At 71.0% G+C, this 13,596-nt stretch carries 12 protein-coding genes; 6 read left to right on the plus strand and 6 right to left on the minus strand.

The window, feature by feature from the left end; translation table 11 throughout:
- Positions 1-66: 66 nt before the first annotated feature.
- Positions 67-366, plus strand: coding sequence for a hypothetical protein (locus tag BM076_RS32590; protein WP_093717370.1), 300 nt, complete (start codon positions 67-69; stop codon positions 364-366).
- Positions 367-455: 89 nt separating this feature from the next.
- Here BM076_RS32590 and BM076_RS32595 read toward each other — a convergent pair whose 3' ends face one another.
- Positions 456-1,067 (minus strand): VOC family protein, encoded by a 612-nt coding sequence (locus tag BM076_RS32595; protein WP_093717371.1) that lies wholly within the window; start codon positions 1,065-1,067, stop codon positions 456-458.
- 397 nt (positions 1,068-1,464) lie between these two features.
- Between BM076_RS32595 and BM076_RS32600 the strand changes: the two genes are divergently transcribed.
- Positions 1,465-2,310 carry a GH25 family lysozyme gene (locus tag BM076_RS32600; RefSeq protein ID WP_245796608.1) on the plus strand — a complete coding sequence of 282 codons (846 nt, stop codon included), beginning with the start codon at positions 1,465-1,467 and terminating at the stop codon, positions 2,308-2,310.
- A 167-nt stretch (positions 2,311-2,477) separates the two neighbouring features.
- Here BM076_RS32600 and BM076_RS32605 read toward each other — a convergent pair whose 3' ends face one another.
- From BM076_RS32605 to BM076_RS32620, 4 genes are all read right to left on the minus strand, one after another.
- Complete coding sequence (locus BM076_RS32605; protein ID WP_245796601.1) at positions 2,478-3,587, minus strand: polyprenyl synthetase family protein; 1,110 nt, start codon at positions 3,585-3,587, stop codon at positions 2,478-2,480.
- Entirely contained in the window at positions 3,584-4,624 is a 1,041-nt protein-coding gene (locus BM076_RS32610) for a terpene synthase family protein (RefSeq protein WP_093717373.1), read from the minus strand. The genes BM076_RS32605 and BM076_RS32610 overlap by 4 nt, the downstream gene beginning before the upstream one ends.
- On the minus strand, positions 4,621-5,985 hold the full coding sequence (locus tag BM076_RS32615; protein ID WP_177246730.1) for a cytochrome P450: 1,365 nt from the start codon (positions 5,983-5,985) through the stop codon (positions 4,621-4,623). The genes BM076_RS32610 and BM076_RS32615 overlap by 4 nt, the downstream gene beginning before the upstream one ends.
- A gap of 389 nt (positions 5,986-6,374) precedes the next feature.
- Positions 6,375-7,283, minus strand: a complete 909-nt coding sequence (locus BM076_RS32620) for a LysR family transcriptional regulator (RefSeq protein WP_093717375.1) — start codon at positions 7,281-7,283, stop codon at positions 6,375-6,377.
- Positions 7,284-7,430: 147 nt separating this feature from the next.
- Here BM076_RS32620 and BM076_RS32625 point away from each other — a divergent pair, with 147 nt between their 5' ends.
- Positions 7,431-7,781 (plus strand): DoxX family protein, encoded by a 351-nt coding sequence (locus BM076_RS32625; RefSeq protein ID WP_093717376.1) that lies wholly within the window; start codon positions 7,431-7,433, stop codon positions 7,779-7,781.
- Positions 7,782-7,884: 103 nt separating this feature from the next.
- On the opposite strand, the gene BM076_RS32630 is transcribed toward BM076_RS32625, so the two are convergent.
- The gene (locus BM076_RS32630; protein WP_093717377.1) at positions 7,885-8,724 is read right to left on the minus strand and encodes a hypothetical protein; all 840 of its coding nucleotides are present in this window, start codon (positions 8,722-8,724) and stop codon (positions 7,885-7,887) included.
- A gap of 488 nt (positions 8,725-9,212) precedes the next feature.
- On the opposite strand from BM076_RS32630, the gene BM076_RS32635 reads away from it, so the two are divergent.
- From BM076_RS32635 to BM076_RS32645, 3 genes are all read left to right on the plus strand, one after another.
- On the plus strand, positions 9,213-10,235 hold the full coding sequence (locus BM076_RS32635; RefSeq protein WP_093717412.1) for an ABC transporter permease: 1,023 nt from the start codon (positions 9,213-9,215) through the stop codon (positions 10,233-10,235).
- Between the two features lie 335 nt (positions 10,236-10,570).
- On the plus strand, positions 10,571-12,016 hold the full coding sequence (locus BM076_RS32640; RefSeq protein WP_093717378.1) for a glycosyl hydrolase: 1,446 nt from the start codon (positions 10,571-10,573) through the stop codon (positions 12,014-12,016).
- 59 nt (positions 12,017-12,075) lie between these two features.
- Entirely contained in the window at positions 12,076-13,542 is a 1,467-nt protein-coding gene (locus BM076_RS32645) for a glycosyl hydrolase (RefSeq protein WP_093717379.1), read from the plus strand.
- The last annotated feature ends 54 nt before the right edge of the window (positions 13,543-13,596 follow it).

Below are 13,596 nucleotides of genomic sequence, written 5' to 3' on the forward strand. Positions count from 1 at the left end.
TCCGACAATATTTGCGCCGCACGGCCCGGTGTCCGCGGCCGGCGCGGCCCAGTGGGAGGACCACTCGTGATCCGTGCCCGTATCGCCGCCGCAGGGGCCGCCGTCGCGCTCGCCGCGGCCGGACTGGTCGCAGGTACCACCGTGACAGCGCAGGCCACTACCCCGCCGACGCCGTACATGTGCCCGTATTTCCTCAACGACGGCGCCTCCGGCCTCTACACCTGGACGTACGGCCAGGGCTGGCTGGTGTGCAACTACAGCCCGCACGCCGAACTGCAGTGCCGCTACAACGCCTTCAGCGGGGACGCCTGGTACAACGCCCCGAACCCCGCCTACTGTCCGACCCGCGCGATCCCCACGGCCTGACCGGGCGCCCCGGTCGGTGGCCCCTTCCGCCCGCGCCGGTATCTGCCGGCGTCGGCACGGGCGTGGTCCCCGACCGGCGGCGGGACGGTTCAGCCGGCCGCTTCCCAGACGAAGCCGTCCGGGTCGGTGAAGGGCCCGCTGTCGCTGCCGATCGCGATGCGGTGCGACCCGGTGCCCTCGGGCGCGACCCCGGCGTCCTTGGCGAGCGCGCGCCGCCCGTAGAGCGCCAGCTTGACCGGGCTTGAGGGCGTCGCGAACTCGACGTACTTACTGCCGAAGCTCTTGCCCACGGTCAGCCCCTGCCCGACGTAGAAGCGCTTGGTGGCGGCCATGTCCGCGACGCCCAGCAGCAGCACGAACTGGTCGATGCGGCGGTTGGCCGGTTCCGAGTCCTTCTTCGCGGAGGTCGCGATCTTCCACAGTGTGCCGTCGGGAGCCTGCACGACACCGCCGTAGCCCCAGAAGGACTTCTTGGCGGGCTTGACGGCGGTGGCGCCCGCGTCGAGGGCGGCGCCGAGGAGCGTGTCGACCGTGGACGGCTGGGAGACCGTCAGCGACAGCGTGAAGCCGCGGAATCCGGTCGTCGGCGTCCGCGCGGAGCGCACGCGCACCTGGCCGTCGAGGCCGAAGGCGTCGGTGTGGAGGCGGGCCGCGGCGGAGGTGTCGTCCACGTCGAGGGTGACGAAATCGATGGAGGTCATGGAAGAAGCCTGTCGCGCCGGGCCCCGCGTGGGCTTCTCGATTCCTGACCGATGCGGCGGCCGTCCGATTTGCGGGCATGCGCGCGGCACGGCAGATTTTCAGCCGCTGAAAGTTTTCGGCCGAGGGGTGCGGACTCCGCAGCTCATGGGCCTCAGATGTGGACTAGACCAACGAGAGGTCACGGTGCCCCCTTTACGCCACGGACGGTTCATGCGTCACTTGACGCGCTCCGGTCAATTCTTATTTCCGGCCCCGTCCGGCCACAGAACTACGCGCATAGAACCTCCGTACCGCCCCACGCACGAGAGCACCGCCCACCCCACCGCCCCACGTGCCAGGAGGAAAGCCTTGTTCTCCCGAATCCGCACCGCCGCCAGAACCGCCCAGGGCAAAGCGCTGGCCGTCGGCGCCGTCGGCGCGACCGTGGTACTCGCCGCGTCGCTGTCCGCGGGCGTCGCGTCGGCCCAGCCGGTGCCGTCCGGCAACGCCATTCCGATGGGCGACGGTTACATGGGCGTCGGCTACGTCCAGGACGGCAAGTCCTTCGCGCCCGACACACGGACGCTCCAGCTCGGCGCGGGCAGCGATGCCGTGACCCCGAACGCCACCACTCTGCCCGGTGTCGACGTCTCCCACTACCAGGGCACGATCAACTGGGGCTCCGTGCACGCCGCGGGCATCCAGTTCGCCTACATCAAGGCGACCGAGGGCACCACGTACAAGGACCCGCAGTTCAACGCCAACTACCTCAACGCCTACAACAACAAGGTGATCAGGGGCGCCTACCACTTCGCGCGGCCCGACGTCTCCACCGGTGCGGCCCAGGCCACGTACTTCGCCACGCACGGCGGCGCCTGGTCGGCCGACAATCTGACGCTCCCCGGCATGCTCGACCTCGAGGGCGGCTGCTACGGCAAGTCCGCCGCGTCGATGCAGTCCTGGATCCTGGACTTCTACAACACCTACAAGGCCAGGACCGGCCGCGACATGGTCATCTACACCAGCGCCAGCTGGTGGAACTCCTGCACCGGCGGCTGGGGCGGCATGTCCGCGCGCAGCCCGCTGTTCGTGGCCCACTGGACCACCGCGGCCAGCCCGAACATCCCCAGCGGCTTCCCGTACTGGACGCTGTGGCAGTACACCGACTCCGGTTCGGTGAGCGGCATCTCGGGCGCCGTGGACCGCGACCGGTTCAACGGCACCCAGGCCCGTCTGCTGGCGCTGGCGAACAACACGCCGTGACCCGCGGCCCGCGCCCGGCCGCCGGGACGCCGTAAGGCGCCCGGCGGCCGGACCGGCCCGCCCCGGCCGGTGGTACGGCCCTCGCGCCGTACCACCGGCCGCTCGCGTACCAGCGCGGGACGCGCCTTCGGACCGTCGCACCCGTACGGCCGTACGGCGCCGCACCGTTACACCCTGCGGTCCACCGCCATGTCGGCCAGCGCCGCCAGCAGGTGCGATCTGCCGGGATCCGGGACGGCGGTGGCCAGGCAGTCCAGCGCCCGGGCCCGCTGCCGGTCCGCCTCCCGCCGGGTCAGTTCCCGGCCGCCCGCCTCCTCCACCAGCGCGGTGGCGCGGACGACCTCGCGGTCGGTCAGCGGGCGCTCGGCCAGCGCGGCGAGCCGGTAGAGACCGGCAAGGCGCCGTCCGGCCGTGGTGCCGCTGCGGATCGCGGCCACCACCGGGAAGGAACGCTTGCGGCGCCGCAGATCACCGCCGGCCGCCTTGCCCGACAGGGCACTGTCGCCCCACACCCCGAGCAGGTCGTCGGCGAGCTGGAAGGCGAGCCCGATGTGGCGGCCGAAGGCGCGCAGCGCGCCCACCCGTTCCGGCGCCGCGCCCACCGCCTTCGCGCCGAGCGCGCACGCCGCCGCCAGCAGCGACGCCGTCTTGCCGTCGGCCATCCGCAGACAGTCCTCCTCGCGGACGTCGCTGCGGCTCTCGAAGACCAGGTCCTCGCCCTGCCCGGCCACCAGCGCCAGCAGCGCGTTCGCCAGCTCCCGCACCGCGTCCGTTCCCGCCGGCAGTGGCCCCTCCGACTCGGTGAGCAGCTTCATCGACAGCGCCATCAGGGCGTCACCGGCCAGTACGGCCTTGGCGTCGCCGAAGACCACCCACGCCGTGGGCCGCCCTCGGCGCAGCCGGTCGTCGTCCATGAAGTCGTCGTGCAGCAGCGAGAAATTGTGCACCAGCTCCACCACCGCGGCCGCCCGTACCGCCTGCGGACCGGGAGCCCGGTACGCGGCGGGCGCCGACAGCGGCGGTCCGGCGGCCGGATCGAGCGCCTGCGCGCTCGCCAGCACCAGCGCGCCGCGCACGCCCTTGCCCCAGTCGCCCGCCGCCGGATTGCCCCGCGCGTCGCGCCAGCCGAAGTGGTAGCGGGCCACCGTACGGACCGGCTCCGGCAGTTCGGCGACCGCGCGCTCCAGCACCGGGCCGGTCACCGAACGCGCCCACCCCAGCACTTCCTGGACATCGGGGAGCGCGCCGTTCACCGTCCCGCTCGGCGCGCCGGTCACCGTTCCGCCCCCGTGAGCCGGCCTTCCAGATACTCCTCGGGCCGTTCCTCACCGGTCGCCGCCGAGGTGCGGTAACGCTTCGTGCGCCGCGACCAGTCCAGATTGCCGCGCATCCAGGTCCGCATCCCGTCCAGATAACGGCCCAGCGGACCGGCCCAGTCGGGATGGGCGACCAGCACGTCCCGCTCGTGCGCCAGGAAGCGGCCGGTCTCCGCGTCGATCGCGGCGTGCACCCGCTCCAGCGCCTGACGCTCCGTCAAACCACGGTGGTGCTGCACGACATAGACGAGATTGTGGACCTCGCCCAGCGCCCGCTCCTTGGCGAGCGAATACACGTCGTTGGTCCAGCACACCACATTGCACGCCGCGTCCAGTGCGGCGCCGAACTCGCGGCTCCCGCGCACCTCGTCGGGCATCCGCGTGGGCCGCACGATCTCGATGAGGTCCATGCAGACGTAAATGGCCCCGGTGTGACGGCGGTTGGCGATGTAGACGTCCTCCGGCGGGACGATGCCGCCGATCCGGTTGCCCGCCTCCCACAGCGCCGCCGTGCTCAGGCACTGCTCCAGATGGCCGATGAACCGGCGGTCCCAGCCCGGTGGCGCGTCCGCCGTGGTGCGCCGCCACAGATCGGCCAGCGAGGAGACCACGGTCGGCAGCGCGGAGCCGCCCCCGGCCGGGTCGGGACCGCGGCCGTCGAGCACGGCCCGCATCTGGTCGACGACATCGCCCACCTGGTCCTGGCTGCGCCCGAACAGGCCGTCGTCGAGCTGGTCGTCGACCAGGAAGAGCCAGGCGAACCAGTCGGCCATCAGCTCCAGATGCGCCGCGTTCGCCTCCGGGTAGACCAGGGCCGCGAACCAGCCGAAGTCGGCCCGGTCGAAGCGCTGCCTGGCCGACTCGCGCCGCACCAGACCCGCGTCGCGCGCCCACCCGGCCAAGTGGTCCCGCGCGGCGTCCGCGTGCGGATTGACGCGGTACGGGAAGGGGCTGGTGATCTCCGGCAGTCCGGCGCCGCCCGGCGCCCCGCCGGTCACCGGCGCTCCAGACGTAACCGCACGCCGCCCTTGGGGTGCAGGGTGATCAGCGCTTCCGGCACGACCTCGGGGGCGCCCTCGGGCAGCACCAGCCGGTAGCGGCGCGCGACCGTCGCCAGCACGAGGATGAGTTCGGTGAGCGCGAAGTGCTTGCCGATGCAGACCCGTTGGCCCACACCGAACGGCAGATAGGCGTGCTTGGGACGGCGGGCGACCTCCTCCTTGCCGAAGCGCTCCGGCCGGAATTCCTCCGGCTCGTCCCAGAAGTCCGGGTGCCGGTGCAGGAAGTAGCTGTTGATCAGCATGTTGCTGCCGGCCGGGACACGGTAACCGTCGATCACGTCGTCCTCGGTGGCGTGCCGCATGAACTGGTAGGCGGGGGAGTAGATGCGCAGCGTCTCGTCGACGACGGTACGGGTGTACGTCAGCTCGCGCAGGTCCTCGAAGCGCGGCGTCCGGTCGCCCACCACCCGGTCGACCTCCTCGTGCACCTTCTTCTCGACCTCGGGGTGCCGGGCCAGCAGATAGAACGCCCAGGACAGCGTGTTGGTGGTCGTCTCGTACGCGCCGATGCAGATGTTGAGCACCTCGTGGTGCAGCTGTTCGAGGTCCATGCCGCCGCCGTCGACCTCGTCCACGGTGTGCAGCAGCAGCGTCAGCAGGTCCGTCTCCTCGCCGACGGCGACCTCCTCGGCCAGCCGCTTGCGCACGAAACCGGAGACGAAGGCGTCCATCTCGTCGATGGCCCGGCGCAGCCGACGGTGGCCGGGGGTCGGCACGCTCAGCGGCGGGAAGGGGAAGCGGAAGAAGGCGCCGAGGATGGAATTCGCCGCGCCGAAGGCCCGCTCGAAGGCGAGCGCGGTGTCGGTCACGTCCGCGCTGAACAGCGAACGGATGACGATCCGCAGCGCCAGCGCGCCGATCTCGTCGGTGACGTCGAGCGTGTCACCGGGGCCGTAGACCCGCTCCCAGTGCTCCAGGCTGCGCGCCGTCTCGTCGGTCATGTTGCGGGCGAAGGCGCTGACCGCCTTCGGGGTGAAGTGCGGTGCCATCATGCGGCGCTGACGCCGCCACAGCTCCATGTCCGCGTTGGCGATGAGCCCCTTGCGCAGCACCGGGCGGACGATCTTGAAGAGACTGGCGTTCTTGTCGTACTTGTCGCCCTTGTCGATGAGTATGTGCTGAATGTGGTCGGGATGATTCACCATGACCATGGGTATCCCGAGCGGCCGGAAACGGAATATGTCGCCGTGCCGGGCCAGTCCGCGGGAGAGGAAGGCGAGCTGGTCGCGTTTGAAAGCGAGCAGCCCGCCCGAGCCGTCGTTGAAGGTGACCGAAGGGAGTTCCTTGACCTGTGGCATGCGCGACCTCATTCACTGGTGTGTCGGCACTTGCGTACGGGGTGGCTCTCGTCGTCCGGCTGAGGTGCGGGAATCACTGCGGTATTCAGGAACGCCGCGCGCGGTACGTGACCAGCGCGGGAGGCGGTGATTTCAGGGCGGCGTCCGCCATGAATGGCGCAAAACGATCCCTGGGCGCGCTGTCCATTATGCCCGGGAAGCGGGGGTCGGTGGCGAATGCAGGAATTGGTGTCGATGCGCCTTCTCCTGGGAATTCGGCGACTGGACGCGGAAGTGTTTCCGTGCGACGTTTCCGACGGGACCGCCTTGCGAATTCAGCGTAGACGACACGGTCGACGGCAGGTGGGCTTTCAGTACGAGCGTCACGCTTTGGCGGACGCCGCCCGGGATCAGCCGGCGTCCTGCCGTGGCCCCGCGACCCGTACGCAGCAACGGACGAAGTCCCGTACCACCGCATTGCCGTCGTCGGCGGGGGACCGGGCGACCGCGACCTCGCTGCCGCTGACACCGCTGACGGGCCGGTAGACGATGCCGGGCCTGGCGTAGAAACGCGCGGCGGACGCGGGCGCCAGTGCGATGCCGAAACCGTTGGCGATGGCGTTCAGCCAGTCGTCCGGCAGATCCGTGACGGCGCCGACCCGGACCGGGCGCCCGTCCCGCTCGGCCGCCGCCAGCCACTCGTCACGCCAGGCGCCCGCCTCCGGCACGGCCGCCACGAAGGGCTCGTCCCACACCTCACGGAAGGCGATCTCCGCGCGGTCCGCCAGTCGGTGGCCCGCGGGGAGCGCGATCCAGCGCGGCTCACTGAACAGCGGCGTGATCCGCAGCGCCTCCTGCCCCGGGAACGGCAGCCGCACCAGCGCGACATCGACGTCCCCGTCGGCCAGCCCCGCGCTCGGATTCGACCAGGGCGCCTGCCGCATCTCCACCCGCCAGCCCGGCCTGCGGCGGCCGAATTCCGCGATGATGTGCGGGGTCGCCTCATTGGCGGCGCTGGCGAGAAAGCCGACCCGCAGCACCCGGGCGCCACGGCGCTCGACGCTCCTGGCCTCCCGCAGCAGCCCGTCGAGGTCCGCCAGCAGACCCGGCGTCCGTGCCGCGAGCAGCCGGCCCGCCTCCGTCGGGGTCATCCCGGTCCGGGAGCGGGTGAACAGCCGCACCCCGAGCAGGCGTTCCAGCTGCCGGATCTGCTTGGTGAGCGCCGGCTGCGACACATACAGCCGCTCCGCGGCGCGGGTGAGCGTGCCCTCCTCCGCGACGGCGACGAAGTAGCGCAGCAGACGGGTGTCCAGATCCATGCCGCCAGGTTATAGCCGCAGGTATTGGACGGCGCGACAGGCTCTCACGAGGCTTGCGGACAAGGGCGCTTCGCCGCGCGTCGAGCCCCCGCCGACTCCCGCTCACGCACACCGACCACCATCCACGCACGCCGAAGGACCGTCCTCATGACCGCCGTTTATGTGATCGTCACGCTCGTCACCGTCCTCGCCACCGGTGCGGAAGCGGTGGCGTGCTTCGCCCGCGCCGATTTCGTCGTCGGCAATTCGGCCGAGGTCGGGGTTCCTCCGGCCTGGCTGCCGCGGCTCGCCGCCCTGAAGATCGCCGGCGCGGCGGGTCTGCTGCTCGGTCTCGCGGGCATACGGCCGCTCGCGCTCGCCGCCGCGACCGGCCTCGTCCTGTTCTTCGTCGCGGCCCTCGCCGCACACCTCCGGGCCCGCGTCTTCCACAACATCGCCTTCCCCGCCGGGTATCTGGCGCTGGCCGCGGCGACCCTCGCGCTGACCGCCGCTCACTGACCGCCGTCCACTGACCGGAGCCCGCACGCAGCCGGAGGTGCCGGGCGCCCCGAGCGGAGCGACCGGCACCTACGCGAGCGGCACGTACACGACAGGCGGCGGCTCACCAACCGCCGTCGAAGAAGGCCGCGAGCGCCTGCGGGGAGTGCGCCGCACTCGTGGCGTTCGCGACCGCCACGACCAGCACCACCGCCGTCAGGGCCGCGCAGCCCGCGACGCCCCACGTCAGCGGACGGCGCGCCCGCGTACCGGCCGGCGCGGCGGACGCCCTGCGCCGCCGCCACAGGACCACGGTCGCCGCGCCGAGGGCGAGCGCCACCACGGCCGCCATCGCCGCGAGCACCGCGTGGTAGACCGCGAAGTCGTCGACCATGACGGCCAGCGCGGGGGAGTGCCGGCCGTCGGGGTAGTCGGCGAGCTGCTGCCTGGCCTGCGCGACCGTCGTACCGACACCGCTGTCCGTGCCGCCGCCCGACAGCATCGGGAGCAGCGAGGCGAAGGGCGCCGCCGCGCCCTGCACATTGGCCACCAGGGCGACCAGCGCGAAGGTCCCGGTCGTCGCGACGAACGTCCACGGCAGGACGAGTGAACGGCGCGTACGTTCGCCGGCCCGCTCCCGCCGCAGCCGCCACAAGACGATGCCGAGCGCCACCACCGAGGCCAGCAGCAGCGCGCTGACGCCCGCCTTGACCACGTGGAAGCGGAACCAGAAGGAGACCGTGGCGTCCAGTTGGCCGGGGAAGTCCTGGCTGCCCGAGTCCCAGTACGCGACCAGGCCGTGCCGGAAGGTCGTGCCGACGTTGCCGGTGTTGACCGAGCTGCGCGCCAGGGCGTTGGGCGCGATGAAGAACGCGACGAGCAGCGCCCCGGTCGCGGCGGTCAGCAGACCGATCTGCCGCCGGGGCGTGGCCGTGAGACGGGGCAGGGAGCCGAGGGAGTCCATGAAGGGCCTTTGCGTGTGGGTGCGCCGGAGGCGGCGCGGGCCCGCGGGGGACGGTGATCGGGACCCGAGGACGTGACCGTAACCCGCCGCTGACCTGCCTGTCCGTGGGGCAGGCCGCCGATCATGGGGTAGGGCTGGCCCCACCCCATGGCGCACCCCGGGCGGGCTTGCCGTCCCCCGAACGGGTTGCCGATGCCGTCGCTGCGGGCGCGTCCCGCGCACCCGGGCCGACCTGGAGCCGAGGATTTCGCACATCCCAACAGGCGACGGAAGCCGACGGAAGCCGACCGAAGCCGACGGCATCGGACGTCGGCCGACGGAATCCCGCCGACCCGGCGGACGGCATCAGCACACCGCGGGCCCGACCGCGGCCCCGCGGCACAGGCAGACCAGGAGAGTGGACGGCGTTGACCCCAGCAGACAGGCAGCCAGATACCGGTTCCAGCCGTGCGCCCGACCCCTCGCGGAAGAGCGGTCTTCTCGCCGAACTGCGGGACGCCGTCACCCCGCGCGCCGTCCTGGTCATGTTCGGCGTCCTGCTGCTCCAACTCGGCTTCGCCCTGTCCTACATGGGCGCCTTCCACTCGCCCAAGCCGCACCGCGTACCGGTCGTCGTGGCCGCCCCACGGGCCGCCGCCGCGCCGGCGGTGGCCCGGCTCAACGCCCTGCCCGGCGAACCGGTGCACGCCACCGCCGTGGCCGACCGCGCCGAGGCCACCAGGAAGCTGCTCCAGCGCCGTACGGACGCCGCCGTCATCGTCGATCCGCGCGGCACCACGGACACCGTGCTGGTCGCCTCGGCCGGCGGCCCCTCGGCGGCGGACGCCGCCACCAAGGTCTTCCAGGTCGCGGGCCAGGCCCAGCACCGCCAGGTCGTCGTCCGCGACATCCGCCCGCCGGCGAAGGGCGACTCGCGGGGCCTGTCCTCCTTCTACCTCGTCCTGAGCTGGACGATCGGCGGCTACCTCGCCTCGTCGGCGCTGAACATGGCGGCGGGATCCGCGCGGCCCACGCTGCGCCGCGTGCTGGTGCGGCTGGCGGCGATGGTCCCGTACGCGTTCGTCTCGGGCATCGGCGGCGCCGTGATCGTCGGCCCGGTCCTCGATTGCCTGCCCGGCGCCTTCTGGGAACTCGTCGGCATCGGCACCCTGATCGTGTTCGCGGCGGGCGCGGTCGGCGTCGCCCTGCAGTCACTTGCCGGCACCATCGGCCTCGGCCTGACCGTGCTGATCTTCACCGTCCTCGGCAATCCCAGCTCCGGCGGCGTCTACCCGGCCGCCCTCCTCCCGCCGTTCTGGCGGGCCATCGGCCAGGCACTGCCACCGGGCGCCGGCACCACCGTCGTCCGCAACACCGTCTACTTCGACGGCCACAACACCACAGGACCGCTGTGGGTGCTGGCCGCCTGGGCCTTCGGCGGTATCGCGGTGGCGGTCGCGTCCGCGGCGCTGCGCGGCCGACGGCAGGCGGGCACGGCGCCCGGTACGGCGCCCGCCACCGCGACGGCCTGAGGCGCGCGCCCCACCGGATCCGGCACGCGCCCATGTACCGTTCCAGTACGGCCGGTTCGGGGTCGCCCGGAGTGCCCGGAAGCACGCGCGCGAAAGCCACCCCGCCCGTCGTCACAGCGGGGCAATCACCGCAAAGTCGCCCACGGAACTAGTACGTTTTATCGATGCTTGGTCCAATCCATTGACACCGCTCAAGGCGAGTCCTAGCTTCCAGGCGTCGGTCCGGCCTGTGCGTCGCGGCACGACAGCGATGTCAGCGCAGCGCGACCGCCAGGCGTGGCACCGCGCTGCCTGCAACGTTCCACCTCCGGTTGCCCCGCAGGAGAGGACTCCCCTTGAGACCGAAGATCTTCCGCCGCCGAACGGCCGCCCTGCTGGCGGCGCTGCCGCTCGCCGCGGCGGCATGGCTGGCGACCTCGCCGTCCCAGGCGTCCGCGACCGGCGCTTCGACGCCGGCCGCGGTCGTCGACTATCTGCACCAGATCAGCGGCAATCACGTCATCAGCGGCGTGCACAACAAGGAACCGCTGAGCAACCCGTCGCAGTACACCGCGCAGGCCCACTCGATCACCGGCAAGTGGCCGGGCCTGTGGGGCGGTGAACTCGGCTTCACCGCCGCCGACATCGCGAACCGCCAGACGATGATCAATCAGGCGAAGACCGAGTGGGCCAACGGCTCGCTGGTCAATCTGACCTGGCACATGTGCCGGCCCGACGTCGCGACCTGCTCGTTCGAGAACGGCGGCATCAACGGCAGCAAGCTGTCGGACCCCGAGTGGAGCCAGCTGATCACCAACGGCAGCTCGCTCAACAACGCCTACAAGGCCAAGCTCGACACCGCCGTCCCGTACTTCCAGCAGCTGAAGGACGCCGGCATTCCCGTGCTGTTCCGGCCGCTGCACGAGATGAACGAGGGCTGGGCGTGGTGGGGCGGCCGTCCCGGCGCCAACGGCAGCGCCAAGCTGTTCCAGATCACCCACGACTACCTGGTCTCCAAGGGCCTGACCAACATCATCTGGGTGTGGAACGTCAAGGACACCGACCAGAACGGCGGTTCGTCCGGTGTGTCGAGCTTCTACCCCGGCGACAACTACGTGGACGTCGCCAGCCTCGACCCCTGGGTGAAGGGCTTCCCCTCGACGGACTGGTACCAGGCGCTCCTCAACACCGCGCACGGCAAGCCCGTTTCGCTCGCCGAGGTCGGTACGGTGCCGACGCCGTCGCAGCTCGCCGCCCAGCCGCAGTGGGCCTGGTTCATGATCTGGTCGGACTACCTGACCTCGGCCAACTCCACCTCCGGCCTCCAGGCCACCTTCAACTCCTCCCGGGTGCTCAACCAGGGCCAGATCACCCTCCCCGGCGGAGGCACCACCACACCGCCGCCCGGTGGTGGTACCGGCACCGGTCCGATCACGGGTGTGGGTGGCAAGTGTGTGGATGTGGCGGGGTCGGCGACGGCGAACGGTACGGCGGTTCAGCTCTACGACTGCAACGGCACCGGCGCGCAGTCGTGGACGGTGGGCAGTGACGGCACGGTCAAGGCGCTGGGCAAGTGTCTGGACGTGACCGGTCAGGGGACGGCGAACGGTACGAAGCTCCAGTTGTGGGACTGCAACGGTTCCGGGGCCCAGCAGTGGGTGGCCGAATCGGACGGGCATCTGAAGAACCCGCAGTCCGGCCGCTACCTGGACGTGCCCGGTGGCAACACCGCCAACGGCACCCGGTTGCAGATCTGGGACCGCAACACCAACGCCTGGCAGACCTGGCACCTCCCCACCTGACGCGGCCTCACATCCGGCCGCCGCACGCAGACGTCATCCCCTCACGAAAGGGCACCCCCATGTCCGTACGCACCAGAACGCGGGCGATCGTCGCCGGCGCGTCGGCCGCCGCCGTCGCGGGCGTCGCGCTCACCCTCACCGGCGGAGGCACCGCCTCAGCGGCGCCTCCCGCGGCCTCCGGCGTCACCAAGGCCGACGAGATCGCGTACCTCAAGAGCCTGACCGGCAATCACGTGCTCTCCGGCCAGCAGGGCGGCGCCAACAGCAATCCGGCGCAATGGATCAACAAGGTCCACGACATCACGGGGGAGTACCCCGCCCTGTGGAACGGTGACTTCGGCTTCAGCCAGAACGACATCGACAACCGCCAGACCGTCATCAACGAAGCCAAGAGCGAGTGGGCCAACGGCGCGATACCCGGCCTGATGATGCACGCGTGCCGCCCCGATGTGGCGACCTGCGACTTCCAGGGCGGCTCGAACCCCGTCAACGGCAGCAAGATGTCGGACAGCGAATGGCAGCAGGTCATCACCGACGGCACCACGCTCAACACCGACTACAAGCGCAAGCTCGACCAATTCGTACCGTATTTCCAGCAGTTGAAGAGCGCGGGCATCCCGGTGCTGTTCCGGCCGCTGCACGAGATGAACGACGGCTGGGCCTGGTGGGGCGGCCGTTCCGGGCCGAACGGCAGCGCGCGGCTGTTCCAGATCACCCACGACTACCTGGAGTCCAAGGGCCTGGACAACATCATCTGGGTCTGGGCGCTCAAGGACCAGCAAGGCGCCGCCTCGCAGGCGAGCAGCTACTACCCGGGCGACGCCTACGTGGACGTCGTCGGCCTGGACGTGTGGTGGCAGAAATTCCCCGCCACCGACTGGTACAACGCGCTGTCGAACATCGCCGGCAGCAAGAAGCCGATGGCCCTGGCGGAGGTCGGCAGCGTCCCGCAGCCCTCCCAGCTCGCGCAGCAGCCCAAGTGGGTCTACTGGAACGTCTGGCTGGACTACCTGACCAACCCCTCGTACAACACCAACGACCAGGTCAAGAACGGCTACTACGACTCCCGCACGCTCAACCGCGGTGAGGTGCACATCCCGACCGGCAACCCGCCCACCTCACCGCCGCCCGGTGGTGGTACCGGCACCGGTCCGATCACGGGTGTGGGCGGCAAGTGTGTGGATGTGGCGGGGTCGGCGACGGCGAACGGTACGGCCGTGCAGCTCTACGACTGCAACGGCACCAACGCCCAGTCCTGGACGGTGGGCAGTGACGGCACGGTCAAGGCGCTCGGCAAGTGCCTGGACGTGACCGGTCAGGGCACAGCGAACGGTACGAAGCTCCAGCTGTGGGACTGCAACGGTTCCGGGGCCCAGCAGTGGGTGGCCGAATCGGACGGGCATCTGAAGAACCCGCAGTCCGGCCGCTATCTCGATGTCCCCGGTGGCAACACCGCCAACGGCACCCGGTTGCAGATCTGGGACCGCAACACCAACGCCTGGCAGACCTGGCACCTCCCCACCTGACAGGGCGTCATATCCCGTCATCGCAGCACCTGATCGCACATCCCTCGGGGCCGT

The organism is Actinacidiphila alni, from assembly GCF_900112845.1.
Taxonomy (GTDB): domain Bacteria; phylum Actinomycetota; class Actinomycetes; order Streptomycetales; family Streptomycetaceae; genus Actinacidiphila; species Actinacidiphila alni.

Excerpts from the sequence above, each read along its gene's own strand:
- BM076_RS32645 (WP_093717379.1), top strand. The coding sequence starts at position 12,076 with ATGTCCGTACGCACCAGAACGCGGGCGATCGTCGCCGGCGCGTCGGCC.
- BM076_RS32630 (WP_093717377.1), bottom strand. The coding sequence starts at position 8,724 with ATGGACTCCCTCGGCTCCCTGCCCCGTCTCACGGCCACGCCCCGGCGG.
- BM076_RS32595 (WP_093717371.1), bottom strand. The coding sequence starts at position 1,067 with ATGACCTCCATCGATTTCGTCACCCTCGACGTGGACGACACCTCCGCC.
- BM076_RS32625 (WP_093717376.1), top strand. The coding sequence starts at position 7,431 with ATGACCGCCGTTTATGTGATCGTCACGCTCGTCACCGTCCTCGCCACC.
- BM076_RS32620 (WP_093717375.1), bottom strand. The coding sequence starts at position 7,283 with ATGGATCTGGACACCCGTCTGCTGCGCTACTTCGTCGCCGTCGCGGAG.
- BM076_RS32615 (WP_177246730.1), bottom strand. The coding sequence starts at position 5,985 with ATGCCACAGGTCAAGGAACTCCCTTCGGTCACCTTCAACGACGGCTCG.